The following is a 25508-nucleotide window of genomic DNA, read 5'->3' as shown; positions in this document are numbered from 1 at the left end:
CTCGGCGATCCACTGCCTGGGTGCCTGCGGAAGTAAGTATTATATCTTATAGAAGACTTGGCTTCTACCGGTCTCCCCCGGCTACTGCGTGCCGCTCATGGTCTGCGGGCAAGGTATGCTCCCTGCACGTGGCGGCCTTCTGAAGTGAAGTCGGAAGTATACCGGGTTGGCGAGAATCGCGTTCCCAAAAACAAAGCGGGCCTGAGCCCGCTTCTTCAAGGACCAGTCGCCTAGCCCATCCACACTGCCACCGACAGCAGCAGCAACAGGAACATCCACAGCAGCAAGGCGCGCCAGACCAGGCCTACGGTGCTCTGCAGGGTGCGTGGCGAGGGGGTGTCGCCGGGCAGGCCGTCGGTTTCTTCCGGCATGGAATCGACCGTGGCCGCATCGGCCGGCAGGATGATGCCGGCAGCCGCTTCCTTCTCGGTACCGAAACGCACGCCCATGGCCCCGCCACCGGCCGCCAGGATGATGCCGGCGGCTTCGTCGTCCCAGCGGCTGGCGAAGTTGCGCCAGGCGTAGATGGCATCCTCGAAGTTGCCGACCACGGCGAAGGCGGCGGCCGTCAGGCGTGCCGGAATCCAGTCGATCCAGTAGAAGGCCTGGGCGGCAAAGCGGCCGAAAGCTTCATATTTCATGTGATCCGGCTCGTTCCAGGCGCGCGAGAGATATTCGGCGACTCGGTACATCACCGCCAGCGCCGGACCGACCGGCATCAGGAACCAGAAGAACACGCCAAACACGTGGCGATGCGTGGTGATGAGCGCGCGCTCGGAGGCGATGCGTGAAATTTCGCTCACATCCATCGCCGTGGTGTCCTGCTTGGTCCATTCGGCCAGCAGGGTGCGGGCGGTCATTTCGTCGCCCGTGTTCAGGGCCAGCTGGATGGAGGTGAAGTAATGGCTGTAATGGCGGAAGCCCAGGGTCATGTAGACCACCAGCACGTTCCAGGCAAAGGCCGCCACCAGGCTCACATGCAGCAGCAGCCAATAGATCAGCGCCACCGGCACCGTCAGCGCCCCCACCATCACCACCCAGCCCAGGCGGCCATGATGAGCGTGCCCGGCGTTGAACCAGCCTTCAATGGTGGCCGCGAAAGACTTGATCGACGCGTATACCGGATTGTCTGCGCGCAGTGGTTTGAGTTGTTCGATTAACAGCGCAAAGAGAATGGAAAGAAATGTCATCAAGCTGCCTTAGGTGTCTCTGTAGCCCGTACGATAGCGCAGTGCAAGAGGGGAATCAAACAATTGATTCGTTGATCACAATCAAGAGCGTGATGTCACGGATTTTTACTTATTTGAACATTAAAAGCGACATTGCGTATCTGCGAGGCGACAAATGCTGCCACTAGCTGCGCAGGAAGTGGAACAGGTTGCGCAGCATGCCCGCAGTCGCGCCCCAGATGAAGTAACGGTCATAGGGCATGGTGTAGAAACTGCGCCGGCCTACCGGTGCCGGCAGCTCGACGGAACGGCGCTGATGGTTCAGGCCATCCATGAGGAAAGCCAGCGGCACTTCGAAGATCTCGGCCACTTCGCGCGGATCGCCCACGGCCTCGAACGGCGGCTGTATCAGTCCGGCCACGGGCGTGACCCGATAGCCGGTGCCGGTGAAGTAATCGGGCAACGAACCGATGACTTCGATGTGCTGGCGCGCCAGGCCGATCTCTTCTTCGGTCTCGCGCAGGGCGGTCTCGATGGCCGAACCGTCATAGTCTTCGCGGCGGCCACCGGGGAAACTGATCTGTCCTGCGTGATCCTTCAGGTCAGCTGTGCGCTGAGTGAAGAGTACCGTCATCCCCTCCTCCCTCAGCACGATCGGGATCAGTACCGAAGCGAGCCGGAAGCGTCCCTTGGACTCGGCCAGGCGCGCCATCTGGTCGCCGCTGTGCTCGGGCTCCCAGCGCGGCGGGTCGGCGAAGCGCTGGCGCAGCCAGTCGGCATTCAGGCGCGCGGCCTCCAGCGCAGTTTCGCCGGCGACGGCATCCACAGGCAGATTGACGGGATCGAAACTGGCCACGTTGTGCTCGCTTGATCGTGAGGTTGTCAGGACTTCAATCGGGTATCAGAAACGAAAAAGGGGCGTCGCGAGACACCCCTTTTCCTGACGCATCAACAGGCGACCGATTACTCGGCAGCAGCAGCCTTTGCCGCACGGCTGGGCAGCTTTTCCTTGATACGTGCCGACTTGCCCGAACGTTCGCGCAGGTAGTACAGCTTGGCACGACGCACGTCACCACGACGCTTGACTTCAATCGAGGCGATCAGCGGCGAGTACAGCTGGAAGGTACGCTCAACGCCTTCGCCCGAAGAAATCTTGCGGACGATGAAGTTGGAGTTCAGACCACGGTTACGGCGGGCGATAACGACGCCTTCGTAAGCCTGAGCGCGCTTGCGGGTACCTTCAACCACGTTCACGTTGACAATCACGGTGTCGCCGGGGGCGAAGTCGGGAATGTTCTTGGCGAGACGCGCGATCTCTTCTTGCTCGAGTTGCTGGATCAGATCCATTTTTTGCTCCTGTAACCATCTTGCCGGCGCCATTGCCACGAGGGCGGATTGTAAAGCCCGGTAGAGGATGGGGTTTCAAACACGGTGACATCGGCCACCGCACGGTGCAGGTCCGTTGCCGGGCCTGCGGTACTGCATTTGCTGCTAAAACTTCACTCGGGCGATCTGCTCGCGTGCCGGCTTACTGCTGCGGCAAACTGCCCAGAAACTTTTCATCGGCCTTGCTCAGCAAGCCCTGCTCGCGGGCCCTGACGATGAGGTCAGGACGCTTGCTCTGCGTGGCTTCCAGTGCCCGCTGCCGGCGCCATTTCTGGATCTCGGCATGGTGCCCACCCAGCAGGATGGACGGCACCGGTTCACCTTCATAGACTTCCGGACGCGTGTAATGGGGCGAGTCCAGCAATCCGTTGACGAAACTGTCTTCCACTGCCGAGGCACTGTCGTTGAGCGCACCCGGCAAGAGCCGGATCACGGCATCCATCAGCGCCATCGCCGGCAATTCACCTCCGGAGAGGACGAAGTCCCCGATGCTGATTTCCTCGTCCACGCACTTGTCGAGCAGACGCTGGTCAATTGCTTCATAGCGTCCGCACAGCAACACCGCCCCGCTGTCCTGCGACAGCCGCACCACGCGCTCATGCGTCAGCGGTGCGCCTTGCGGTGAAAGATAGATCACACGCGGCCGGGCCAGACCCAGCGCTTGCTGCCGCTGCTGCGCCGCCTCGATGGCAGCCTGCAGCGGCTTGGCCAGCATCACCATGCCGGGGCCACCGCCATAGGGGCGGTCATCCACGGTGCGGTGATTGTCAGTGGTGAATTCACGCGGATTCCACAACTGCAAGCCCCAGCGCTGCTGCTCCAGCGCCCGGCGGGTAATGCCGGACTGCGTCAGCGCGGCGAACATCTCGGGAAACAGAGTGACGACATCAAACTGCATCACGCCTCCATTTCCTGGGTTCTTTTGAATCGTTTGAATCTGCTCACATCAGCGAGCCGGAAAAGAAAAAACTGACCTTGAAGGTCAGTAATCCTTGTCCCAGTCGACGATGATCTTTTTTTCGCTCTGCTGCACCGTCTTGACGAACTGGTCGACAAACGGAATCAGCAGTTCGGGCGCCGCCGCGGATTTCTCCTTGGCCCCCTTCTTCGGCTTTGCGTCGGCAGCGGGTTGCGGTTGCGGCTCGGGCGCAGTTTCCTGCACCGGGGCCTTCACCACCAGGATGGGATGGGCGCCGTTGTCCATCATGTCGGACACCACGCCCAAGGCTTCACCCTGGAGATTTTCCACTGCCGAGCCGATCAGATCGACCCAGTAGAATTCATTGTCATCCAGCGCCGGGAAGTGCTTGCGGGAGATGGAGACCACCGTTCCCTTCATCGCTTCGGCCGCATTGCGGTCCGCTACCCCGGTCAGGCGCGCAACGACATCGCCGCTGTGCCCCTTGGACTGCATGACATCGACATCCTGCTTGGGCTGGCCGGATTTCTCCAGCCACCAGGTCTTGGCATTCAACAAGGCATCTGCCTCGGAAGAATAAGGACGCACACGAATCCAGCCCTGGATTCCGTAGGCTCCGGTCACATGGCCAACGGTCACGAGATCGTCGGGTGCGGAGAACCCCGCTTGGGCTTGATCAGTCATGAGTACACCAGACCTGTTCTTCATCCGGGCGTCAGCAAAACTGACGCGGAATCAGACAGGAAAACCTGTATTAAGCAGCAGCCTTGGAACCGGCTTCAGCGACCAGGCGAGCAACGGTCGGCGACAGTTGTGCGCCAACGCCTTGCCAGTGAGCCAGACGGTCAGCAGCGATACGCACGGTTTCTTCCTTGCCGGAAGCGACCGGGTTGTAGAAGCCGATGCGCTCGATGAAACGGCCATCGCGACGATTGCGCGAGTCGGTTGCAACGATGTTGTAGAAGGGGCGCTTCTTGGCGCCGCCACGAGCTAAACGAATAACGACCATAATGGTTCCAGTAAGAATACGGACACGGAAAAGCCGCAGATTATAACGGACTTCCGCACACCCGGGCAAGCTGCTTGGTGCTTTTGTGCCAGAGACCAACGCACAACGCCCTGCAAACTCCCCAAAACACGGCAAAAGTGATGTCTTTTGGCATCACTTTTGCCCCACCTCCAGCCAGGACTGCCGCATCGCAGCTTGTCCTGACGGAAATCACCCTGCGCCAGGGGCTCGGCTATACTGCTGCCAGACCTGACCACAACACGGCCGCCAGCGTCATCTCTGGCGGCTTACAACAGAATAAAGAGACGCGCAGCATGCCCTTGCCTTCCGCACCCCGCCACAAGAACAAGACCCTGACGACTTTCCTGGCCACCGCTTTCGGCAGCATCGGCCTGCACCGTTTCTATCTCCACGGCGGCCGTGACCGCTTCGGCTGGCTGCATATCCTGGCCATTCCCCTGTCGCTGGCCTTGATGGCAGCACGGCCGGACGCACCCAAGCTCTTCACCGGCCTGCCCTTCGTGCTGTCGGCGCTGATTGCCTGCCTGGAAGCGCTGGTACTGGGCCTCACGCCGGACGACAAGTGGGATGCGCGCTACAACGCCGGCAGCGGCAAGCGTTCTGAATCGCACTGGATCCTGGCGCTGATCCTGGTCCTGACCGTGGGATTGGGCGCCATGGGCGTGATCGCCCTGCTGGCGCGCAGCTTCGACCTGCTCTTCACTGGCGGGGCCTTCGGCTGAGCTGCTGCCCTGCCCTACGATCCCAATGAACAAGCCCGGAACATCGTCTACGATGTTCCGGGCTTTTGTTTGAAGCCGGAATCAGAACTGCTCTTCGGCCAGCGCCATCACCGCTGCACCGCCATCGACGATGGCCGTGCGATAGGCCAGCGCCTGCGGCAGGATCTGCTCGGCATAGAAACGCGCGGTCGCCAGCTTGGCTTCGTAGAACTTGCCGTCACCCTCACCGGACTTGAGCTTGCCCGCCGCAATGGCCGCTGCACGCGCCATCTGCCAGCCACCCAGCACCACGCCGGCCATCTTCAGATACGGGACGCTGCCCGCGAAGACCGCCTTGATATCGCTCTTGACGTTGGCCACCACATACCCGACCACCTGTTCCAGCGCACCGGCGGCTTCGGCCAGGCACGCCGCGATGGGCTGCAGTTGCGCATCGCCCTGCAGTTCGGCCACGGTCTGGCGCACCTGGTCGATGATGCCCTTGGCAACAGCACCGCCGTCACGCACGGTCTTGCGGCCCACCAGGTCATTGGCCTGGATGGCCGTCGTGCCTTCGTAGATCGGCAGGATGCGGGCGTCGCGATAATGCTGGGCCGCGCCGGTTTCCTCAATGAAGCCCATGCCGCCATGTACCTGCACGCCGGTGGAGGTCACATCGATGGACATCTCGGTGATCCAGCCCTTGACGATGGGCACCAGGTATTCGTAGAAGGCCTGGTTGGATTTGCGGGTGGCTTCGTCATCGCTGAAGTGCGCCGCATCCGACGTGGCCGCGGCCACATAGGACAAGGCCCGCGCCGCCTCGATCTGGGCGCGCATGGACATCAGCATGCGGCGCACATCGGGCTGGTGGATGATGGCCACCGGACCGGGCGAGCCGGCCAGGTCGCGCGACTGGATGCGGTCGCGGGCATAGGACACGGCTTTCTGATAGGCACGCTCCGACACCGACAGCCCCTGGATGCCCACGGCAAAGCGCGCCGCATTCATCATGATGAACATGTATTCCAGGCCGCGATTCTCTTCGCCGACCAGGGTGCCGATGGCGCCGCCATGGTCACCGAACTGCAGCACGGCGGTCGGGCTGGCCTTGATGCCCAGCTTGTGTTCGATGGAAACGCAGTGCACGTCATTGCGCGCGCCCAGCGACCCGTCGGCATTGACCAGGAACTTGGGCACGATGAACAGCGAGATGCCCTTCACGCCTTCGGGCGCATTGGGCGTGCGGGCCAGCACCAGATGGACGATGTTCTCGGCCATGTCGTGCTCGCCATAGGTGATGAAGATCTTGGTCCCGAAGAGCTTGTAGGTCCCGTCACCCTCCGGCACGGCGCGGGTACGCACCAGTGCCAGGTCGGAGCCGGCCTGCGGCTCGGTCAGGTTCATGGTGCCGGTCCACTTGCCGGAGATGAAGTTGGCGATGAAGGTTTCCTTCTGCTGCTGGGTGCCGGCCGTCATCAGCGCTTCGATGGTGCCATCGGTCAACAGCGGGCACAGCGCGAAGGAGAGATTGGCCGAGTTCAGCATCTCGATGCAGGGCGTGGCCAGCAGCTTGGGCAGGCCTTGTCCGCCGAACTCCACGGGATGCTGCACGCCTTGCCAGCCGGCTTCACCAAACTGGCGGAAGGCCTCCTTGAATCCGGGACTGGTGGTGACCTTGCCGTCGGCCCAGCTGCTGGGGGCCTTGTCGGCAGAATGGTTCAGCGGGGCGATCACTTCACTGCAGAAACGGGCGTTTTCTTCGAGAATGGCCTCGGCCGTTTCCGGCGTGGCATCCTCGCAGCCCGGCAGCGCATTCACGGCTGCCAGACCGGCCAGTTCGTTCATGACGAACAACATATCCTTCACGGGCGCGGTGTAACTCATCTCCAACCTCCAATGCGGAACGCTCTGGCGGCGTTCCTTGCTTGCACGAAAACACCCCGGCCGGAGCCGGGGCGAATACTACGGTTCAGGACAGATCAGCCAAGCTGCTTGACCAGCTCGGGGACGACCTCGAAGAGGTCACCCACCAGGCCGTAATCGGCCACCGAGAAGATCGGCGCTTCCTCGTCCTTGTTGATGGCGACGATGACCTTGGAGTCCTTCATGCCAGCCAGGTGCTGGATCGCGCCGGAGATACCGACAGCGATATAAAGCTGGGGCGCGACGATCTTGCCGGTCTGGCCGACCTGCCAGTCGTTGGGCACATAGCCTGCGTCGACCGCAGCGCGGGAGGCGCCCATGGCGGCGTTGAGCTTGTCGGCCAGCGGTTCCAGGATCTTGAAGCTTTCCGCCGAACCCATGCCACGGCCACCGGAGACGATGATCTTGGCAGCGGTCAGTTCCGGACGATCCGACTTGGCCACTTCACGGCCCACGAAGCTGGACTTGCCCGAATCGGCCACGGCCGGGATGCTTTCCACGGCCGCCGAACCACCCTGCGCGGCCGGATCGAAACCGGTGGTGCGCACGGTGATGACCTTGATCGGGTCGATCGATTGCACGGTGGCAATGGCGTTGCCGGCGTAGATCGGACGTTCGAAGGTATCGGCCGACTCCACCTTGGTGATGTCGGAAATCTGGCCCACGTCCAGCTTGGCGGCCACGCGCGGCAGGATGTTCTTGCCGTAGGCAGTGGCGGGCGCCAGGATGTGGCTGTAATCCTTGGCGATGGCCAGGACTTGTTCGGCCACGTTCTCAGCCAGGCCGTCGGCGAATTGCGGGGCATCGGCCAGCAGTACCTTGGCCACGCCTGCCACTTGTGCGGCAGCATCTGCAGCGGCCTTGGCATTGGCGCCGGCCACCAGGACGTGGACATCGCCACCGGCTTGCGCTGCGGCGGTGATGGTGTTGAGGGTGCTGCCCTTGAGGCTGGCGTTGTCGTGTTCAGCAATAACGAGTGCGGTCATGATCAGATCACCTTGGCTTCATTTTTCAGTTTGGCGACCAGGGTCGCGACATCCGGCACCTTCACGCCGGCGCTGCGCTTGGCAGGCTCGGTGACCTTCAGGGTCTTCACGCGCGGGGCCACGTCCACGCCCAGCTCGTCGGGCTTGACGGTATCGAGCTGCTTCTTCTTGGCCTTCATGATGTTGGGCAGCGTGACGTAACGCGGCTCGTTCAGGCGCAGGTCGGTGGTGATGATGGCCGGCAGGGTCAGTGCCAGGGTTTCCAGGCCGCCGTCCACTTCTCGGGTCACGGTGACCTTGCCGTCTTCCAGCACGACCTTGGAAGCAAAGGTGGCTTGCGGCCAGCCCAGCAGCGCCGCCAGCATCTGGCCGGTCTGGTTGCAGTCGTCGTCGATGGCCTGCTTGCCCAGGATGATCAGCTGCGGCTGCTCCTTCTCGGCCAGGGCCTTGAGGATCTTGGCCACGGCCAGCGGCTGCAGTTCGACATCGGCCGCCACTTCGGCCAGGATGCCGCGATCGGCACCAATGGCCATGGCGGTGCGCAGGGTTTCCTGGCACTGGGTCACGCCGGCGGAGACGGCGATCACTTCGGTGACCTTGCCGCCTTCTTTCAGGCGCACGGCTTCTTCCACCGCGATTTCGTCAAACGGGTTCATCGACATCTTGACGTTGGCGATATCGACGCCGCTGCCGTCGCTCTTGACGCGCACCTTGACGTTGTAATCCACGACGCGCTTGACTGGTACTAATACTTTCATCGCATGGCCCTTGCAAAAAGGAATTGACGTAAACGTAAACTTCCGCAGGATTATAAAAGCAAAACGGGGTGCCTACCGGTTTTTAGCACGATCGTTCTTTTTAATGTTTGCAGCATACACCAAAGATTCACGTGAGCGGAAGAGGAAATGAAGAGAAGCTGAAAAAAACTTCATGCAGCGGAATTGAAGCGCGGCCTGCCCGCAGGCAACACCGCGCTGTTCAGACCGCCAGGTGGGGTACCGGTTCGCCGCGCAGGCCGGCCAGCAGGTTGGAGACGGCCAGCTCGGCCATGGCCAGCCGGGTTTCATGGGTGGCCGAACCGATGTGGGGCAAGGCCACCACGTTGGGGAGTTGCAGCAGGGGCGATTCGGCGGGCAGCGGCTCGACTTCGAACACATCCAGGCCGGCCCCGTAAATGGTCTTGTCCTGCAGGGCCGCAATCAGCGCCGCCTCATCGACGATGCGCCCGCGCGAGGCATTGATGAAGATGGCGCTGCGCTTCATGAGCGCGAATTCGCGTGCGCCGATCAGGCGTTCGGTATCGGCATTCAGGGGCAGCATGACGCAGACGAAGTCCGCCTGGGCCAGCAACTCATCCTGGCTGACGTAGCGCGCATCGAGTTCGCGCTCGGCCTCGGGATCGGGGCGGCGGTTGTGATACAGGATGGGCATGCCGAAACCATGATGCGCCCGCCGCGCCACCGCAGAGCCGATGCGGCCCATGCCGATCAGGCCCAGCGTCTTGCCGTGCACGTTCACGCCGAACTGGGCCTCGCCGATGCTGCCCTTCCAGCGACCGGCCTTGACGTATTCGGCCAGTTCCACCACGCGGCGCGCGGTGGAGAGGATCAAGGCAAAGATGGTGTCAGCAGTCGCTTCGGTGAGCACGCCGGGCGTATGCGCCAGCATCAGCCCGCGCCGGCGAAAATAATCCAGGTCGAAATTGTCCACGCCCACCGAGATGGTGGAGGCGATCCTGAGTTGCGGCGCGCCCTCCAGCATGTCGTTGGTGATGGGCAGGCTGGCGCCGATGATGCCGTCGGCAGTCTTCAGCGCTACGAGAAAATCGGCGCGGTTGTCTTGCGTAATACGGTCGAAGAGCGTTACGTCGCATTCCGCCTGCAGGCGCTGCAGCAGATGTTCGGGCAATTTTTTGTAGACGACTACGTGCGGCTTCATCGGTGTTCCCATCAATCAAAAAGGACGGTGACGCAAAGTACATCCCGGATTACCGTTCGGACTGAGTAGCGGCGCAGCCGCGTATCGAAGGCGCTCCGGCAAGTGCGCCTTCGATAGGGCCCTGGCGGGCCTACTCAGTCCGAACGGATTGCGGTGTGTTCAGACAGGGTTACGAGGCCGCCTCCAGCTCGGCCCGGGTGGGCAAGCCTTCCATGTCGCCTACCACCTGGATGGCGAACGCCCCGATGCGGTTGCCGCGCATGACGGCCTGGGGTACCGGCAAACCTTCCAGCATGCCGCTGATGACACCTACTGCGAAGCCATCCCCGGCGCCCACGGTATCGACCACTTCCTTCACCGGCACGCCAGCCACCCTGCCCTCGCCTTCACTGTTGCGCCAATAAGCGCCCTCCGCGCCCAGCTTGATGACCACCATCTTCACACCGCGCTCCAGGTAGAAGCCGGCAATGGCGTGCGGATCTTCATATCCGGTAAGAAGCGTCCCTTCCGACAATCCCGGCAGCACCCAGTCCGCCTTGAAGGCCAGCGCATTCAACTGCTGCGCCATGACTTCGCGCGAGGGCCACAGCATCGGCCGCAGGTTGGGATCGAAGGAAATCGTCTTGCCCTGCGCCCGCATGAACTCCATGGCGTGATGGGCAAAGGCCATCGTCGTGGGCGACAAGGCCGGCGCGATGCCGGTGGCGTGCAGGTGCCGCGCCGCGCCGAAATACGCCGGATCGAAATCCTCCAGCGACAGATGGCTGGCCGCCGAGCCCTTGCGGTAATACTCGATGGCGGGGTCTGCTCCATCCACCGCCTTGGCCTTCAGCTGGATGGCCGTGCGGAATTCCATGTCGGTCAGCACGCGGCTGACCTCCACGCCTTCCTGCGCCACGCGCTTGCGAATGAAGCGGCCGAAGGCATCATTACCCACCCGGCTGGCCCAGCCCACCTTCAAACCCAGGCGCGCCAGGCCGATGGCCACATTGGTCTCGGCACCGGCCAGGCGGCGCGTGTATTTTTCCACTTCTTCAAACGGGCCGACTTCATCGGCCACCAGCAAGGCCAGGGCTTCGCCCCAAGTCACCACATCCAGTTGCATCGTCATTGTGCTTGTCCTCAGACGGCCGCCAGCATCGCCACGTGGCGGCGCGTCGTTTCTTCCAGATCCGTGCCCACCAGCGGGAATTCGATGGCCCGCAGGATGCCCGTGGGGAAATGCGCCAGCATGGCCGGCCAGTGCGTATCCTGCGCCTGCAGCGGCACGGCCTTGAGCTTGCCCTTGTCTTCCTGCACGCCCTTGCAGTGCACGTAGCGCACATGCGGTGCCAGCGAGCGCGCGGCGGTCTCGGGATCGACGCCCTGCCAGTGCCAGTTGCCCATGTCGAAGGTCATGCCGAAGGCATAGCCATTGCCGGTGCACAGTGCCAGGAAGCTGACGATGGGCTCCAGCCGTCCGCCCTGCGGGGTCTGGTCGTTTTCCAACAAGACTTCAATGGGGGAATGCGAGAGGAAGCGCAGCAATGATTGCAGATCACTGGCGACAGAGAAATGACCGAGCGATACCTTCAGGAAACGTGCACCGAGCTCCTCGGCCTCGTTCATCGCCTGCCCGATCTGCTCGCGATCAAATCGCCCGTCGGCACGGAACAATTCCAACGGCGCGGAATACACCGAGAACAGCTTGTGCTGCTCCAACAGCGCGCGCAAGGCCGGCAAATCCTGCGGACCATCGAAGAGCTCACGCCGTATTTCAAGGCCAGCCGCCCCGGCCGCCGCCACCATCGGGACCAGGTCGGCATGGCCGACCCGCCGCACCAGGTCCGCCCCATAGGCCGAGGCGGCGACCAGGACCGGACTCACTTGAGCGCCCCTGCACCGATGAACTGCCTGGCTTCCGGCGTCTGCGGATCGGCGAAGAATTCCTTCGAGGGGCGCGCTTCCCACACCTTGCCCTGGTGCATGAAGACGGTGAGGTCCGCCACCCGGCGCGCGAACTCCATCTCGTGCGTCACCAGCAGCATGGTCATGCCGCCGCGTGCCAGCTCTTCCATGACCTTCAGCACTTCGGCGGTCAGTTCCGGGTCCAGCGCCGAGGTCACTTCATCGAACAGCATCACCTGCGGCTCCATGGCCAGCGAGCGGGCGATGGCCACGCGTTGCTGCTGGCCGCCGGAGAGCTGCTCGGGATAGGCGTCGCGCTTGTGATCCAGGCCGACCTGCTTCAATACCTTGATGGCCGTCTCGCGGGCAGTGTCGGTAGCGGTCTTCTTGACGATGCGGGGTGACAGCATGATGTTCTCCTCCACGGTCAGGTGCGGAAAGAGATTGTAATGCTGGAACACCATGCCCACATCCTTGCGCAATTCGATGAGGTGTTCGTGCTTGTTGGTGAGCTTGTGGCCGGCCACGGTGATGCTGCCGCCGTCGATGGTCTCGAGCCCGTTGATACAGCGGAGCATGGTGCTCTTGCCGGAGCCCGAACGGCCGATGATGGCCACCACCTGGCCGCGCTCGACCGACAGCGAAATGCCGTTCAACACCTGGTTGCTGCCGAAGCGCTTGGTGATGTTGTCAATCTCAACGATGGGCATGGTATTTCCTCTCCAGGGCAAAAGCGAAACGGGACAGCGGATAACAGAAAACGAAGTAGATACCGGCCACGATGGGGAAGACCAGGAAAGGCTGGAAGGTCGCATTGCTGACCAGCTTGCCGGCCTGCGCCAGTTCCACCAGGCCGATGATGGAGGCGATCGAGGTGTTCTTGACGATCTGCACCAGGAAGCCCACGGTCGGCGGCAGCGAAATACGCACCGCCTGCGGCAGGATCACGTAGCGCAGCTGCTGCCAGCGCGTCATGGCCAGGGCAGTCGACGCTTCCCACTGCGGCACCGGCACGGCCTCGATGCAGCCGCGCCAGATCTCGCCCAGATAGGCGCTGGAATAGATCGTCATGGCGATGGTGGCGGCCACCATGGGCGGGAGCTTGTAGCCGAAGATCGCCAGTCCGTAGAAGGACAGGAACAGGATGATCAGCACCGGCGTGCCCTGGATGATCTGTATATACACCGCCGAGAGCAGCCGCAGCGGGGCCAGGTGCGAGGTACGCATCAGGGCCACGATGAAGCCGGCGATGCCGCCGCCGATGAAGGCCAGTGCCGAGAGCAGCAGCGTCCAGCGCGCCGCCTCCAGCAGGAACATGAAATTATCGAAGGAAAATTCAGCGAGCATCACATCCTCCTCGGACGAGCCACGCCCAGGCGGCGACGGCGTTTGAAGACCACCAGTCCGATCAGCCAGAAGGCCAGGCGGAACAGCAATGCCAGCAGGATGTAGAGCACCATCACCACCAGGTAGATCTCGAAGCTGCGGAAGGTCTCGGCATCGAGCAGGTTGGCCGTGGCCGTCAGCTCCTCAGCCGAGATGGCCGAGACGATGCTGGAGGCCAGCATCATCAGCGTGAACTGGCTGGCCAGTGCCGGATAGACTTTTTCCAGCGCGGGTGTCAGCACCACATGCCGGATCACCTGCCCGCGCGTCATGGCCAGCGCCTGCGCCGCCTCGATCTGCGAAGGGTGGATGGCCATCATGCCGGCCCGCACGATCTCGGTGGAGTAGGCCCCGAGGTTGACCGTCATGGCCACCAGCGCGGCGATGTTGGCATTGACCTGTACGCCGATGGAAGGCAGGCCGAAGAAGATGATGAACAGCTGTACCAGGAACGGCGTACTGCGGATCAGCTCCACGTAGGAGGTAACCGCCAGCCGCGCCGGTGCGCTGCCATGAATGGAAATGATGGCGCCGAAAATGCCGACGGCCAAACCGCAGATCATCGACAGCGCGCTCAACCGTATGGTGAGCAGTGCGCCGACCAGCAACTGATCCAGGTGCTGGAAGATGAACGCGAACTGAAAATCGTAATGCATCGTGTGCTCCTCCGACAAACCCGCGCCGTCCGCTCATCCCCTGAACGGCGCGTGATCTGTTCTTCTCAGGCTGCGCAGTTCATGGCTGCGCAGCCGCTTCTGCAAGACAGATTCCGCAGGACGGAATCAGAACACCGGCAGGTTGGGCAGCGGGCCGGCCCACTTGCGCGAGATGGCATCGAGTTCGCCGTTGAGCTTGACGTAGTAGATGAAGTTGTTGAGCCACTGCTGCAGCTCATACGAGCCCTTGCGCACGGTCATCGAATTGGGTTGTACCGAGTACGGGAACTTGACTTCGATCTTGCCCTGACCACGGCTCTTGACGATTTCATTGGCCATGGTATTGGGAATGGAGATGGCATCGACCTGGTTCGACAGCAGCGCCTGGGTCACCGTGGAGTCATCCTCGAAACGCACCAGTACCGTGCCCGGAGGCGCCAGGCGGGTCAGTGCGGTGTCGTTGGTGGAACCGCGCGAGACGCCCACTTTCTTCTTGACCAGGTCATCGAGCTTCTTGAAGTTGCTGCCCACCGGGCCGACGATGGAGAGTTCGAAACCGCTGTAGGGAATCGTGAACAACACCGACTTGGCACGCTCAGGCGTGGGCGCCAAGGTGGCGGCCAGCATGTCGACCTTGCCCGATTCCAGCGCCGGGATACGGGCCGGCGGCACCAGCGGCACGATCTCCACCGGCAGGCCGAGATACTTGCCGATCAGGTTGGCCACATCGACGTCATAACCGATGGGCACGCCCTTGGCATCGACCGAACCGAAGGGCGGTGTGCCGCTGACCACACCGATGGTGATCTTGCCTTTCTTGGTCAGCTCGGCGATGCTCTGCGCGCTGGCGCTGGCGGCGGTTGCCACTGCGCAGGCAGCGGCCAGCGTCAGTGCGACGAATTTTGCGTTGAAAATGTTCTTGATGCTCATCCTGGTCTCCTGATCAATCAATGCCGTGTGGACGGCAGTCCGTTGAGTGCGACAGGCACCGAATCCCGCTGCCCGCTGGTGCGCGGCCGCAGGGACTCGCTTGCCCCTCTTTGTTGCTGCCTGCTTGTGCTTCCCGCTTGCAGGTCTGTGATGCGGCCGGAAGGCCGTAATACGGTTGCGTGCTGCTGAAATACGGGCGCCATCTTTACTGAACAGCTCTGCAGTCCTGTTACAAGGTCTTACCAGTAGTGCGCAGTGCCACGATCAAAAGCCTGCAACTTGGTACCGGTTCCAGCGCTGGGTTTAACTGCCGCTTGTTTGCGCCATCGGCGCGGGCCGGAGCTTGCTCACGATGCCGCTGACCAGCGCACGCTGCGGATGGCCGTCCACACTGGCGGTCGAACCGCGGCAGATGAGGCGGGGATCCAGCAGCATCTCCATGCGCACCGAGCGCTCGCCGTGGATGCGGACCAGCAAGCGTTCGATGGCCGTAAAGCCGATGTCATACGTCGGTTGTTCGATGGTGCTGATGCCGCTGCCCACCAGCGGTGACCATGCCAGTTCATCGAAACACAGCAGGCCCACGTCATCCGGAAAGCGCAGCGACATGCTCTGCAAGGCCAGCGCGATCTGCAGCGAGACCATGCCGTTGCCGGCCAGCAGGGCCACTCGCCCCGTGCTGCCGGCGGCCGCCCGGCGCAGGAAATATTCGCGCACGACCGTGGCCACATGGCCGGGCTGGTCCACATCCACTTCCAGCGTCTCGCCATGGCAATCGGGACGTTGCGCCATCGCCTGCAAAAATCCCGCCTGCCGCCCCTGCCGCGAACTCACGCCGAACAGCGGCTGCACCACCAGTGCGATATCCGTATAGCCCTGCGCCAGCAGGTGATGCGTGGCCAGTTGCGCGGCCTTGACGTTATCGAGGCCGACCAGGTCGAAGTCGCAGCCTTCCACGTGCCGGTCCAGCAGCACCACCGGAAAGGCCGCCTGCCCCAGCTCGCGCAGCGGCGTCACGTTGCGGCCCTGGGTGTTGAACAGCAGGCCTTCCACGCTGTAGGAATGCAGGGCGGCCAGCGACTGCTTCTCGCGCGCCTCGTCATTGCCGGTGTTGCACAGCATGAGCGTGTAGCCATGCTTCTGGCAGGCCGCTTCCGCACCATGCAGCACGGCCACCGAATAGGGATTGAGGATGTCCGCCACCAGCATGCCGATGAGCCGTGTGCGGCCACCCTTGAGCCCGCGCGCCATCTGGCTGGGCTGATAGCCCAGGCGCGCGATGGTCTTGCCGATCTGGTCGCGCAGCGGTGCCGAGAGCGCGTCGAATTCGCCGCCCAGGTAACGCGATACGCTGGTCTTGGACACCCCGGCCTCCCGCGCAACCTGCGCGATGGTGACCCGGTCGGTGCCGGTCTTGGTGTGTTGTCTCACTATTGCCCGCCAAATCGTTGAACTGCGTCGAGTGATTTGTCTACAGGCTCCGGGCTGCTCATTTATATGAATCTTTTGGAACCGGTTCCAAGATAGCAGCGGGATCCGGGCGGGTCAAACTTATTTCAGATGAAAAATTTGAGCAGATGCCATGAACGGCGCGCTCACGTTCTCGCACGGCAATATGAATGGATCAGCGCATGAGACGGTGGCTTTCCGGCGATTGCTTCATTCCCGCCGTTCAAGGTCTGAAGCCCGGCTCCTGATTGATGCGACGCGCCAAACACCCTGTACGCGCGCCAGGGGACAAGATGCAAACGATCAGTAAATATTTGTTGCCAAGCACAAGAATGCGATATCATGAATAGCAATTATTCTCATTATTATCTGATTCATGCCCTCGCTCTCCCCCGGCGCTCTCGCCGTCCTGCTCGCTTTTTCCGTATTGCCCGCTTCTTCCGTCCTGGCGCAGACTGCCAGCACGGACAACAGTGCGGCATCAACCCAATTGCCCACCGTCGATGTGGTCGCCGATGGCGTCAACGACACCAAGTTCAAGGCCACCCAAAGCCAAGTCAACAAATCGACTACACCGCTGTCGCAAACCCCGCAATCGGTGTCGGTGGTCACGCGCTCCATGCTGGACAGCCAGCAGGCCGTCTCTCTGGCCGATGCGCTGGAGAACGTGCCCGGCGTGGTCGCGCAGCAATATGGCCGGCGCGGCTGGGATGACCTGATCATCCGAGGCCAGGTCGCTTCCGATTCGCTGTATCTGGATGGCCTGCGCACCACCGCCAGCTCGCGTGTGGCCGAGCAGCTGTTCGGCCTGCAGCAGGTGGAAGTGCTCAAGGGACCGGGCTCGCTGCTGTATGGCCTGGTGCTGCCGGGCGGGCTGGTCAACATGGTCAGCAAGCGTCCGCAAGGCAATGACTTCGCCAACGTCGACGTCACCGTGGGCAGCCACGACTTCTACCAGACCACCGTGGACATGAACAAATCGCTGTCGGAAAACGGCAAGCAGGCTTTCCGCATCAACGGTCTCATTTCCAATTCGAACGATGCCACTGACAACGTGTGGTTCAAGAACCGCTACATCGCGCCCTCGCTGTCGCTGGACCTGGGTGCGCGTACCGACTTCACCATCCTGACCAGCTACCAGGAACGCAACTACGTGCGCCAGCAAGGGCTGCCGCTGTCGGGCTCGATCAACAGCAACGTCAACGGCGCGCTGCCGCGCAGCCTGTTCATCGGCGAACCGGGCGCGCGTCCGTATGCGGCCAATGAAACCCGTATCGGCTATGCGCTGACGCACCGCTTCGATGACGGCTGGACGCTCAACAACAACGTGCGTTACCAGCAGTTCGAGATGAGCGGGCAACTGGTGGCAGTTTCTGGACTTTCCGGCCGAACCTTGAGCCGCACGGCAACGGATCAGACCTATGAAGGCCAGACTTTTACCATGGACACCAATGTCCAGCGCAGCTTCGCCACCGTATGGGGTAAGCATGAAGTGACGCTCGGCACCGACTACATGAATTCACGCGAACAAGAGCGGACGATTACCTGTAGCGTCGCCAATTTGAGCAACGCCTACAACCCGAGCTACGGTGCCAGCATCACCTGCCCAACCAGGCTGACAACGGCCAATGCCAAGCTCAGCGACACCTCGGTGCGCGACACCGGATTTTATGCCCGCGACCAGATCAGCCTGGGTGATCGCTGGCAGTTGCTGGCCGGGGTGCGCCAAGATCGTGCGGCAACCTATACCACCAGCAGCATCACCGGCGTGCACTCGGACAACGCTTCCAGCGCCACCACTGCCTCGTCGGCCATCATGGTGGAACTGTGGCGCGGCGTACGCCCCTACCTGAGCTACGCGACCTCGTTCTACCCTAACAGCGGCACCAACTTTGCGGGCGACACCTTTAAACCAGAGACCGGCAAGCAGTGGGAAACCGGCGTCAAGGTCGACCTCGACGACGGACGCACCAGCATCAACTTTGCCGTCTTCGATCTGCGTCGTCGCAACGTACTGGTGACAGACCCCGACCACACCACTTCCAAAATCGCCGTGGGCGAGCAACGTTCGCAAGGCGGCGAGATCAGCGTGACCTCCGACCTGCGCAATGGCCTGAGCCTCAACGCGGGCTACTCCTATACGGCGGCCATCGTGACCGACGACGGCGGCCAGCGCAGCACCACCGTGGGCCAGTGGCTGGACAACGTCCCGCGCCACAACTTCACCACCAGCGCCCGCTATCGCTTCAAGGGCCAGTTGGCCGGATGGGAGTGGAACGGCGGCGTGCACGGCCAGAGCATGATGCGCACCAATGGCTATACCCTGCCCGGCTACGTGCTGGCCGATACCGGCGTGGCCTACAACGCCGAACGCTGGCGCGCTGCGCTCAACGTCAAGAACATCTTCAATACGCACTACTACGCGGGCGGTCTGGCGCGGGCGGTGGCGTTGGGGGATGACCGGACCATCTTGCTGACGCTGGGCTATCGTTACTGATTTCCTGCCCCGCCTTCTCGTGATTCAAGATCGGCCGCTTTCATGCGGCCGATTTTTTTATCCAAATGATTCGACATGCGCCGCTTCATTCACCGCATGGACAGCAAAGAGCACATCACGGCCTGCTTGTTGAGGCATCATGCCGATTCCCTTCCACCCTGGCCCGGAGAAACCCTCATGAAACCGAAGAGATGCTTGCAGCTGTCACGATCACTGATGATGTCCGGATTGCTGATGCTTGCACCTCCCTACATCCATGCCACGGAGAGCGCAGCGGATGACCTCACCCTCCTGCGCCAGACACCCACCTTCGCCCTCGGCCAGGTCGGGTTCATCGGCCACATCAGCGACAGCGAACAACGCTATCGCCGCTTGCTGCAATCCCCGGCCGCGCTGGAACTCTTCACACGACTGATCGACGACGGCTCCGCCACCAAAGAAGCGCGACTCTACGCGGCCTGTGCCCTGCGCAAGCTGAACGCGGCGCAATTTGTGCAACTCACGAACGGACTGCGCAAGGAAGGCGGTCATGTCTCTGTCCTGCGTACAGACATCCTCCAGCGCGAATCCATACAAGATCAATTGCAGACCATCGCGCAGCACGGCTGTGCCGATGCGCATTGGCGTTAGGCGTTACGCCGCACCGGCACATTGAATCAACACGCAATAGAAAAAAAAGAAGACATCCCCTCACCGCAAGGACTGCAGGGAAAGAAGAAGAGAAAAAGCAAAAGAAAAGTGGCGGACTCCCGAAGAAGTCCGCCCGAAATGAAGGCCAGAAGGAGCCTGTGACGAAACTGAACAGTGTTTCCTTTCAATCTCGGCCCCCATGGTAGTCAGTCCCTTCCACTGCAGGCAAATCCGCACCGCCGATTAGCCGCATCAATACTGCAAATACGTCTCCAAGCAGGGCATCCACGCTCTCGCGTTTGGTGCAGGATCGCGCCAAACGCCCTCCCCGTGCGGGTTTCGCGCATCATGCGGGTGCACCATGCACAAGCCTGCGTGCCATCCCGGAGCAGCCTAATCATTATTACTAATATTCATTCGGCCAATTCCTAAATAGAATTTGACCCTGATTTGACCCAGGACGACACTCAGCTACCTCCTTTCAACCAAAGTGGTGTGCCATGAATTCGATCACGCTCGATGTTTATCCCGTCCAGAAAAAAATCGTCACCGCTGCCCCACCGCATGCGGACTCTCCCGAAATGGATACGCTCATTGCGGAAGTGACCGCACGCCGCGACGAGTTCGACCAGCTCGGCCACGTGCCGCGCGACCTCGTGGCCACCATGAAGAAGGCCGGCATCTTCCGCAGCGGCACACCGCGCAAGTTCGGCGGCGAAGCCCTGGCCCCGGCGCCCTTCCTGGCCATGGTCGAACGCATCTCCAAGGCCGATGGCTCGGCCGGCTGGGTGGCCGCCTTCGGTTCGGCCAATACCTATCTCGCCGCCCTGCCCATCGAAACGCAGCGCAAGATCTACGCAAGCGGCCCCGACCAGGTCTATGCCGGCGGCCTCTATCCGCTGCAGGAAGCCAAGGCCGTCCCCGGCGGATGGGAAATCACCGGACGCTGGCACTTCGCCAGTGGCTGCAAGGGCGCAGACTGGATCGGCGTGGGCATCAAGGACAGCAGCGGCGCCGACGACGGCACACCCAAGCCCGCGCTCATGGCCGTGATGCCGGCTTCTGACATCGAGATCATCGACAACTGGAACGTGGTCGGCATGCAAGGGACCGGCAGCCACGATACCCTTCTCAAGGACAAGTTCGTGGCCCATGAATGGACCTGTGCCCGGGGCGCGGCCGGCCTCATCGACGAGCCGCTGTATCGCTATCCGGCCCTGGCCTACCAGGCCGAAGTGCACGCTGCCGTCAACATCGGCCTGGCCCGCGCCGCGCTGGACATCGTCACCGACATGGCCGGCGGCGCCAAGATCATGCCGGGCGCGCCGCGCCTGGCCGACCGCGCGTACTACAAGATCAAGCTCGGCGTCTCCGAAGCCAAGTGGCGCAGTGCCCGCATGTTCTTCTACGACGCCTGCGAACAAGCCTGGGAGCAAATCGTGGCGGGCAATCCCGTCACCGAAGAGATCGACATGATGCTCAAGCTCTCGGCCACCTATGCCGCACGGGTCTCGATGGAAGTCGTCAACGACGCCTACCAGGCCGCGGGCATGGCCGCCATCCAGCGCACCCATCGCCTGCAGCGCATCGTGCGCGATGCGATGGTGGTCACGCAGCACGCGGCGCTGTCGGAGTTGAATTACGAAAGCGCTGGCGCGCTTTTTGCAAAGCTGGGAATCAAGCGCTGATGCGCCTCCCCTCCTGAAAAATTGCCTGCGCTCATGCCTGCGCTGCAGGCGCAAGCGCTCCCCGTGTTTTGCCTTTGTTACTGCCGTGCCTGCCATCTCCACTGGCGTTTCACCAACTTTACAAAGAGGACCCAGCCCGTGACCCACTCCACCGTTTCGCCACAACGCCGCAAGCTGCTGCTCGGCGCCGCCTCCATGCTCGCCGCAGGCGCTGCGCCTGCCCTGCCAGCCCTGGCCCAGGGCGCACCCGTCATCATCGGCGTCGGCGCTGATCCCGTCTTCACGGCCTTCTTTGTGGCCGCCAACGAAAAACTCTTTGCCAAACACGGCGCCCCCAACGTCACCGTGCAGTCCTACACCGACGGCGGCGAAGCGCTCAACGCGCTGGTGGCCAACCAGGTGCAACTGGGCTGTGCCGGCGAACCCACGCACATCGTGCGCCTCTCGCGCGCCGAGCTGCGCCCGCTGGCCGTGACCTATCAATCCAAGACCTACGTCAAGCTGGTGGCCCGCAAGGCCATCACCTCGGCCGACAAGATCAAGAAGTTCGGCATCGTCGCCGGCTCGGTCTCGGAATACGTCACCGGCCTGACCCTCAAGACCCTCAACATCGATCCCGCCAAGGTCGAGATGGTGCGCTCCGGTCCGCCGGAACTGCCGGCCCTGCTGGCGCGCGGCGACATCGATGCCTACTTCGTCTGGGAACCGTGGCCCACGCTGGGCGTGCAACAAGGCGGCCACATCCTCATGACCGCCGGCGACGTCGGCTACACCAGCACCCTGTGGCTCTCGGCCAATGCCAACTGGCTGGCCGCCAACAAGGAAGTGGCCGGCAACATCCTCAAGGCCCTGGCCGAAGCCTCCGAGATCACCCGCAAGGATCCGCCGCGCGCGGCGCAATCGGTGCAGGCCATCACCCGCATCCCGGTGCCGCAGACGCTCAATTCGCTCAAGGACATGGAACCGATCGTGCGCGACTTCACCGACACCGATCTCAAGACCGCCAATGCCATCGGTGAATTCCTGCTGTCGAAACAGGCCATCAAGGCGCCGGTGGACATGAGCAAGATCCTGCAGCGCGGTTTTTACAAGGGGTAAGCCATGGGACATGGATCTTCAGTTTCCATCAAGCGCGTCGGCCTGACCATCGGCAAGAACGAGATCATGGCGGGCATCGACCTCGATATCCGCGCAGGAGAATTCATCTGCCTGCTGGGCCCGTCCGGCTGCGGCAAGTCCACCCTGCTCAATGCGATTGCGGGCTTCCAGGAGGTGGCCGGCGAGATCAGCGTGGCCGGCAAGCGCGTCAAGGGGCCGGGGCTGGATCGCGGCGTCGTGTTCCAGTCCTCCGAGGCACTGTTCCCGTGGCTGTCGGTGCGCGAGAACGTCGAGTACGGTCTCAAGCTGCGCGGCATCCCGGCAGCCGAACGCCGTTCGGCTGCCGAGCGCTATGTCTCGCTGGTGGGCCTGAAACACGCCATCGACAAGTTCCCGGCCGAGCTCTCCGGCGGCATGCGCCAGCGTGCGCAGATTGCCCGGGTGCTGGTCAATGAACCCTCGGTGGTGCTGATGGACGAGCCCTTCGGCGCCCTCGATGCGCAGACCCGCGAGGTGCTGCAAAGCGAGCTGGACCGCATCTGGAAAAGCACCGGCTGTACCATCGTCTTCGTCACCCACGACATCTGGGAAGCCATCCTCCTGGCCGACCGCGTGGTCACCATGACGGCAGGTCCGCGTGCCCACATCAAGACCATCGAAGAAGTCGACCTGCCGCATCCGCGCGATCCGGCCGACCCGGCCTGCATGGCACTGTATGCCCGCATCCGCGACGACATCGGTGCAGAAGTCACGCGCGTGCTGCGCGCACAAGGTTTGATTGAAGAGGAATCCATACAATGACCCAGCTCACACAGACAGCCTCCCCGACGGCTCAAGAGTCGGCCATGCCATCCAGCCTGGGTCGTCGCCTGAAAGCAGCCCGTCCTTTCCTGATCTCGGTGGTCGCCATCGTCGGCGGCCTGGTGTTGTGGCAACTGGTCTCGATGACCACCTCGCCACTGTTCCTGCCCTCGGTCTCGATGACCTGGGCGGCCGCACTGGAACTGATCAGTGACGGCACCCTGCAGCAATCGGTACTGGCCTCGTCCGGACGCATCCTGGCCGGCTGGGGTGCGGGCGTGGCCATCGGCGTGCCGCTGGGCATCTTCATGGGCCGCTTTGACCTGGTGCGGCAATTGCTCGATCCCTACATCGAGTTCTTCCGCTTCATTCCACCAATCGCCTTCGTCACCCTCGCCGTGATCTGGCTTGGCCCGGGCGAACTGTCGAAGATCGCGCTGATCTTCTACACCACGGTCTTCATCGTCACGCTCAACACCATCGCCGGCGTGCAGGCGGTGAACCCGCTGCGCCTGCGTGCGGCGGCCTCGCTGGGTGCCGGGCAATGGAAGATCCTGACCACCGTGATCCTGCCCTCGACCGTGCCCTTCATGGTCACCGGTGCCCGCATCGCGATGGGCAATTCCTTCCTGACGGTGGTCTCGGCGGAAATCGTCTCGGCCCGCGAAGGCCTCGGTGCCCTGATCTGGACGGCGCGCAACTTCAGCCGGACCGAGTGGGTGTTCGTGGGCATCATCGCGCTGGGCCTGCTGGGCTACCTGTTCGACCGCGTACTGCGCATCGCCACCCGCAAGCTGCTGGCGCGCTACCTGTAAGCCCCAAGCCCCTCCTGGCGGCGATGCACTGATCGCCGCTGCCAACCCTGCGCTTGTATGCAGGGTTGGCTTTTCCCATCCATACAAGATCAAGATCACGAGAGACCACGCACCATGACCGACTTCACCCAGGAAATCCAGCAACTCAAACGCCGCCTCGACATCCTCGAAGCCGAGGCCGACATCCGCCGCATCCAGGCACGCTACATGTTCCTGTGCGACACGCCCTGCCCCGAGCCGGTGGCCGATGACGCCGAACGCATCGAGAAGATCCTCGAGCTCTATGCCGAAGACGCCATCTGGGAAGGCGTCGGCTCCTACTACGAGGGCCAGTTCGGCCAGGCCGTCGGCAAGGAAGCGATCCGCAAGCACTTCCAGGCCTTCTGGGGCCAGAAGAAGGATCCGGAACTGCTCCTGAACGTGCACTACCTGACCTCGGAACAGATCCACGTCAATGCCGACTGCACGCACGCCGATGGCCAGTGGGTGCACTGCCAGCCGTGGATCTTCGGCGATGGCTCATCGCTGCTGCGCTCCAGCCGGCTCAACAACCTGTTCAAGAAGGTCGATGGCGTGTGGAAGATCGCACGCACCCGTACCGAAAACGTGTTTGTGGCGCCGCTGGCTTCAGGCTGGGCCAACAATGTGCCGACCTATTCGGTGCTGATGAAGTAACGAAGCGCTGCATTCTTCAAACGATACAAATCATTTATATCGTTTTGCGTTTCACGCTGCTGTTCGTTGTTGATGAGATGACGGGGAAGAGGCTGCGGCCTCTTCACCGTGCCGGAGAGCCATTCCCATGTCCCCTGCCCTTCCCGCCCTCGTGCGCCAGTTCATCCCCACCAGCGCCGGTCCCCTGCACGTGGCCAGCATGGGCGAAGGTTTGCCCGTACTGCTGCTGCACCAGACCCCGCGTTCCTGGGACGAATTCCGCGATGTGCTGCCCCTGCTGGCGCAGCGCTACCGCCCCATCGCCATCGATACACTGGGCTTTGGCGATTCCTGCAAGCCGCCACCTGCGGAGCACAGCATCGAGCGCTGGGCCAGCCTGGCGCTGGAAGTGATGGACAGCTTGGGCATCCGCAAGGCCGCCGTGGTCGGCCACCATACCGGCGCAGTCACGGCCATGGAAATCGCCGCCTCGGCACCCGAGCGGGTGGCGGCGCTGGTGCTGTCTTCCTGTCCCTACAACGACGCAGCACGGCGCAGCGCGCACGCGGGCAAGCGTACGGTGGACGATGTGGAGGTCCGCACCGATGGCGCGCACCTGCAGGAACTGTGGCAGCGCCGCCAGCCCTTCTATCCGGAAGGTGATACCGACCTGCTGACGCGCTTCATGGTGGATGCCCTCAAGGCCGGACCGATGGCCTCGCATGGCCATATCGTGGTCCGCAACTACCCCATGGAAGATCGCATCGGCCTGGTACGCGCACCCACGCTGGTGTTGCGGGCAGGGCGTGATCCACACGCTGCGCCCTACAGCGAACGTATCGCTCAGGCCATTGCAGGCAGCCAGTGGCAGACGCTGGACGACGGCATGGTCCCGATGCCGGACCAGATGCCAGGCCCCTTTGCTGAAGCGGTGATGGATTTCCTGCAGCGCAGTTGCTGAG

The 25508-nt window shown here is 62.5% G+C and carries 26 protein-coding genes; 9 read left to right on the top strand and 17 right to left on the bottom strand.

Features of this window, described 5'->3' with window-relative positions:
• Positions 1–230: 230 nt before the first annotated feature.
• From ACWFUC_RS12690 to rpsP, 6 genes are all read right to left on the bottom strand, one after another.
• A complete protein-coding gene (locus tag ACWFUC_RS12690) occupies positions 231–1190 on the bottom strand; it encodes a CobD/CbiB family protein (protein ID WP_121038589.1) in 960 nt (319 codons plus the stop codon).
• 163 nt (positions 1191–1353) lie between these two features.
• A complete protein-coding gene (locus tag ACWFUC_RS12685; protein WP_134221848.1) occupies positions 1354–2025 on the bottom strand; it encodes a CoA pyrophosphatase in 672 nt (223 codons plus the stop codon).
• Between the two features lie 107 nt (positions 2026–2132).
• Positions 2133–2516: a 50S ribosomal protein L19 gene (gene rplS, locus ACWFUC_RS12680; protein ID WP_008327243.1), complete on the bottom strand. Its 384-nt coding sequence runs from the start codon at positions 2514–2516 to the stop codon at positions 2133–2135.
• A gap of 181 nt (positions 2517–2697) precedes the next feature.
• Positions 2698–3453 (bottom strand): tRNA (guanosine(37)-N1)-methyltransferase TrmD, encoded by a 756-nt coding sequence (gene trmD / locus ACWFUC_RS12675; protein WP_121038584.1) that lies wholly within the window; start codon positions 3451–3453, stop codon positions 2698–2700.
• Positions 3454–3537: 84 nt separating this feature from the next.
• The gene (rimM, locus tag ACWFUC_RS12670) at positions 3538–4158 is read right to left on the bottom strand and encodes a ribosome maturation factor RimM (protein WP_209533439.1); all 621 of its coding nucleotides are present in this window, start codon (positions 4156–4158) and stop codon (positions 3538–3540) included.
• A gap of 70 nt (positions 4159–4228) precedes the next feature.
• Positions 4229–4483 carry a 30S ribosomal protein S16 gene (gene rpsP, locus ACWFUC_RS12665; RefSeq protein WP_008327198.1) on the bottom strand — a complete coding sequence of 85 codons (255 nt, stop codon included), beginning with the start codon at positions 4481–4483 and terminating at the stop codon, positions 4229–4231.
• Positions 4484–4797: 314 nt separating this feature from the next.
• Here rpsP and ACWFUC_RS12660 point away from each other — a divergent pair, with 314 nt between their 5' ends.
• The gene (locus ACWFUC_RS12660; protein WP_134134839.1) at positions 4798–5226 is read left to right on the top strand and encodes a TM2 domain-containing protein; all 429 of its coding nucleotides are present in this window, start codon (positions 4798–4800) and stop codon (positions 5224–5226) included.
• A gap of 81 nt (positions 5227–5307) precedes the next feature.
• Here ACWFUC_RS12660 and ACWFUC_RS12655 read toward each other — a convergent pair whose 3' ends face one another.
• From ACWFUC_RS12655 to ACWFUC_RS12605, 11 genes are all read right to left on the bottom strand, one after another.
• The gene (locus ACWFUC_RS12655; RefSeq protein WP_489625054.1) at positions 5308–7092 is read right to left on the bottom strand and encodes an acyl-CoA dehydrogenase; all 1785 of its coding nucleotides are present in this window, start codon (positions 7090–7092) and stop codon (positions 5308–5310) included.
• A 95-nt stretch (positions 7093–7187) separates the two neighbouring features.
• A complete protein-coding gene (locus tag ACWFUC_RS12650; protein ID WP_039787724.1) occupies positions 7188–8117 on the bottom strand; it encodes an electron transfer flavoprotein subunit alpha/FixB family protein in 930 nt (309 codons plus the stop codon).
• A 2-nt stretch (positions 8118–8119) separates the two neighbouring features.
• Positions 8120–8875, bottom strand: coding sequence for an electron transfer flavoprotein subunit beta/FixA family protein (locus ACWFUC_RS12645; RefSeq protein ID WP_343743089.1), 756 nt, complete (start codon positions 8873–8875; stop codon positions 8120–8122).
• A gap of 220 nt (positions 8876–9095) precedes the next feature.
• A complete protein-coding gene (locus tag ACWFUC_RS12640) occupies positions 9096–10055 on the bottom strand; it encodes a 2-hydroxyacid dehydrogenase (RefSeq protein WP_489625053.1) in 960 nt (319 codons plus the stop codon).
• 169 nt (positions 10056–10224) lie between these two features.
• Positions 10225–11166 carry a sugar kinase gene (locus ACWFUC_RS12635; RefSeq protein ID WP_489625052.1) on the bottom strand — a complete coding sequence of 314 codons (942 nt, stop codon included), beginning with the start codon at positions 11164–11166 and terminating at the stop codon, positions 10225–10227.
• A gap of 11 nt (positions 11167–11177) precedes the next feature.
• Entirely contained in the window at positions 11178–11921 is a 744-nt protein-coding gene (locus ACWFUC_RS12630; protein WP_034332365.1) for a sugar phosphate isomerase/epimerase family protein, read from the bottom strand.
• Positions 11918–12652 carry an amino acid ABC transporter ATP-binding protein gene (locus ACWFUC_RS12625; RefSeq protein ID WP_134221841.1) on the bottom strand — a complete coding sequence of 245 codons (735 nt, stop codon included), beginning with the start codon at positions 12650–12652 and terminating at the stop codon, positions 11918–11920. Before ACWFUC_RS12625 ends, ACWFUC_RS12630 begins: the two co-directional genes overlap by 4 nt.
• On the bottom strand, positions 12639–13289 hold the full coding sequence (locus ACWFUC_RS12620; RefSeq protein WP_121038556.1) for an amino acid ABC transporter permease: 651 nt from the start codon (positions 13287–13289) through the stop codon (positions 12639–12641). Before ACWFUC_RS12620 ends, ACWFUC_RS12625 begins: the two co-directional genes overlap by 14 nt.
• The gene (locus ACWFUC_RS12615; RefSeq protein WP_121038554.1) at positions 13289–13984 is read right to left on the bottom strand and encodes an amino acid ABC transporter permease; all 696 of its coding nucleotides are present in this window, start codon (positions 13982–13984) and stop codon (positions 13289–13291) included. The genes ACWFUC_RS12620 and ACWFUC_RS12615 overlap by 1 nt, the downstream gene beginning before the upstream one ends.
• A 126-nt stretch (positions 13985–14110) precedes the next feature.
• A complete protein-coding gene (locus ACWFUC_RS12610) occupies positions 14111–14914 on the bottom strand; it encodes a transporter substrate-binding domain-containing protein (protein ID WP_121038551.1) in 804 nt (267 codons plus the stop codon).
• Between the two features lie 303 nt (positions 14915–15217).
• On the bottom strand, positions 15218–16345 hold the full coding sequence (locus ACWFUC_RS12605; RefSeq protein ID WP_489625051.1) for a LacI family DNA-binding transcriptional regulator: 1128 nt from the start codon (positions 16343–16345) through the stop codon (positions 15218–15220).
• 394 nt (positions 16346–16739) lie between these two features.
• Between ACWFUC_RS12605 and ACWFUC_RS12600 the strand changes: the two genes are divergently transcribed.
• The 8 genes from ACWFUC_RS12600 (at position 16740) to ACWFUC_RS12565 (ending at position 25507) form a co-directional block, all read left to right on the top strand.
• Positions 16740–18860, top strand: coding sequence for a TonB-dependent siderophore receptor (locus tag ACWFUC_RS12600; RefSeq protein WP_489625050.1), 2121 nt, complete (start codon positions 16740–16742; stop codon positions 18858–18860).
• A gap of 75 nt (positions 18861–18935) precedes the next feature.
• Positions 18936–19490 (top strand): MchS3 family protein, encoded by a 555-nt coding sequence (gene mchS3, locus ACWFUC_RS12595; protein ID WP_489625049.1) that lies wholly within the window; start codon positions 18936–18938, stop codon positions 19488–19490.
• Between the two features lie 500 nt (positions 19491–19990).
• A complete protein-coding gene (locus tag ACWFUC_RS12590) occupies positions 19991–21178 on the top strand; it encodes an acyl-CoA dehydrogenase family protein (protein WP_489625048.1) in 1188 nt (395 codons plus the stop codon).
• Between the two features lie 138 nt (positions 21179–21316).
• Positions 21317–22276 carry an ABC transporter substrate-binding protein gene (locus ACWFUC_RS12585; protein ID WP_489625047.1) on the top strand — a complete coding sequence of 320 codons (960 nt, stop codon included), beginning with the start codon at positions 21317–21319 and terminating at the stop codon, positions 22274–22276.
• 3 nt (positions 22277–22279) lie between these two features.
• Complete coding sequence (locus tag ACWFUC_RS12580; protein WP_259434550.1) at positions 22280–23077, top strand: ABC transporter ATP-binding protein; 798 nt, start codon at positions 22280–22282, stop codon at positions 23075–23077.
• Between the two features lie 44 nt (positions 23078–23121).
• Positions 23122–23892, top strand: a complete 771-nt coding sequence (locus tag ACWFUC_RS12575) for an ABC transporter permease (RefSeq protein ID WP_489625046.1) — start codon at positions 23122–23124, stop codon at positions 23890–23892.
• 114 nt (positions 23893–24006) lie between these two features.
• A complete protein-coding gene (locus ACWFUC_RS12570) occupies positions 24007–24567 on the top strand; it encodes a nuclear transport factor 2 family protein (RefSeq protein WP_134134823.1) in 561 nt (186 codons plus the stop codon).
• Positions 24568–24694: 127 nt separating this feature from the next.
• Positions 24695–25507, top strand: coding sequence for an alpha/beta fold hydrolase (locus ACWFUC_RS12565; RefSeq protein WP_489625045.1), 813 nt, complete (start codon positions 24695–24697; stop codon positions 25505–25507).
• Position 25508 lies beyond the last annotated feature (1 nt).

The organism is Herbaspirillum sp. Her4, from assembly GCF_057961335.1.
Note: the sequence above shows the minus strand (reverse complement) of the source record. Positions and strands in the feature narration are given on the sequence as shown.

Excerpts from the sequence above, each read along its gene's own strand:
- ACWFUC_RS12645 (WP_343743089.1), bottom strand. The coding sequence starts at position 8,875 with ATGAAAGTATTAGTACCAGTCAAGCGCGTCGTGGATTACAACGTCAAG.
- ACWFUC_RS12640 (WP_489625053.1), bottom strand. The coding sequence starts at position 10,055 with ATGAAGCCGCACGTAGTCGTCTACAAAAAATTGCCCGAACATCTGCTG.
- rimM (WP_209533439.1), bottom strand. The coding sequence starts at position 4,158 with ATGACTGATCAAGCCCAAGCGGGGTTCTCCGCACCCGACGATCTCGTG.
- ACWFUC_RS12615 (WP_121038554.1), bottom strand. The coding sequence starts at position 13,984 with ATGCATTACGATTTTCAGTTCGCGTTCATCTTCCAGCACCTGGATCAG.
- rplS (WP_008327243.1), bottom strand. The coding sequence starts at position 2,516 with ATGGATCTGATCCAGCAACTCGAGCAAGAAGAGATCGCGCGTCTCGCC.
- ACWFUC_RS12575 (WP_489625046.1), top strand. The coding sequence starts at position 23,122 with ATGCCATCCAGCCTGGGTCGTCGCCTGAAAGCAGCCCGTCCTTTCCTG.
- ACWFUC_RS12655 (WP_489625054.1), bottom strand. The coding sequence starts at position 7,092 with ATGAGTTACACCGCGCCCGTGAAGGATATGTTGTTCGTCATGAACGAA.
- rpsP (WP_008327198.1), bottom strand. The coding sequence starts at position 4,483 with ATGGTCGTTATTCGTTTAGCTCGTGGCGGCGCCAAGAAGCGCCCCTTC.
- ACWFUC_RS12570 (WP_134134823.1), top strand. The coding sequence starts at position 24,007 with ATGACCGACTTCACCCAGGAAATCCAGCAACTCAAACGCCGCCTCGAC.
- mchS3 (WP_489625049.1), top strand. The coding sequence starts at position 18,936 with ATGCGCCGCTTCATTCACCGCATGGACAGCAAAGAGCACATCACGGCC.
- ACWFUC_RS12635 (WP_489625052.1), bottom strand. The coding sequence starts at position 11,166 with ATGACGATGCAACTGGATGTGGTGACTTGGGGCGAAGCCCTGGCCTTG.
- ACWFUC_RS12625 (WP_134221841.1), bottom strand. The coding sequence starts at position 12,652 with ATGCCCATCGTTGAGATTGACAACATCACCAAGCGCTTCGGCAGCAAC.
- ACWFUC_RS12600 (WP_489625050.1), top strand. The coding sequence starts at position 16,740 with ATGCCCTCGCTCTCCCCCGGCGCTCTCGCCGTCCTGCTCGCTTTTTCC.
- ACWFUC_RS12660 (WP_134134839.1), top strand. The coding sequence starts at position 4,798 with ATGCCCTTGCCTTCCGCACCCCGCCACAAGAACAAGACCCTGACGACT.
- ACWFUC_RS12565 (WP_489625045.1), top strand. The coding sequence starts at position 24,695 with ATGTCCCCTGCCCTTCCCGCCCTCGTGCGCCAGTTCATCCCCACCAGC.
- ACWFUC_RS12620 (WP_121038556.1), bottom strand. The coding sequence starts at position 13,289 with ATGCTCGCTGAATTTTCCTTCGATAATTTCATGTTCCTGCTGGAGGCG.
- ACWFUC_RS12590 (WP_489625048.1), top strand. The coding sequence starts at position 19,991 with ATGAATTCGATCACGCTCGATGTTTATCCCGTCCAGAAAAAAATCGTC.
- ACWFUC_RS12650 (WP_039787724.1), bottom strand. The coding sequence starts at position 8,117 with ATGACCGCACTCGTTATTGCTGAACACGACAACGCCAGCCTCAAGGGC.
- ACWFUC_RS12580 (WP_259434550.1), top strand. The coding sequence starts at position 22,280 with ATGGGACATGGATCTTCAGTTTCCATCAAGCGCGTCGGCCTGACCATC.
- ACWFUC_RS12610 (WP_121038551.1), bottom strand. The coding sequence starts at position 14,914 with ATGAGCATCAAGAACATTTTCAACGCAAAATTCGTCGCACTGACGCTG.
- trmD (WP_121038584.1), bottom strand. The coding sequence starts at position 3,453 with ATGCAGTTTGATGTCGTCACTCTGTTTCCCGAGATGTTCGCCGCGCTG.
- ACWFUC_RS12690 (WP_121038589.1), bottom strand. The coding sequence starts at position 1,190 with ATGACATTTCTTTCCATTCTCTTTGCGCTGTTAATCGAACAACTCAAA.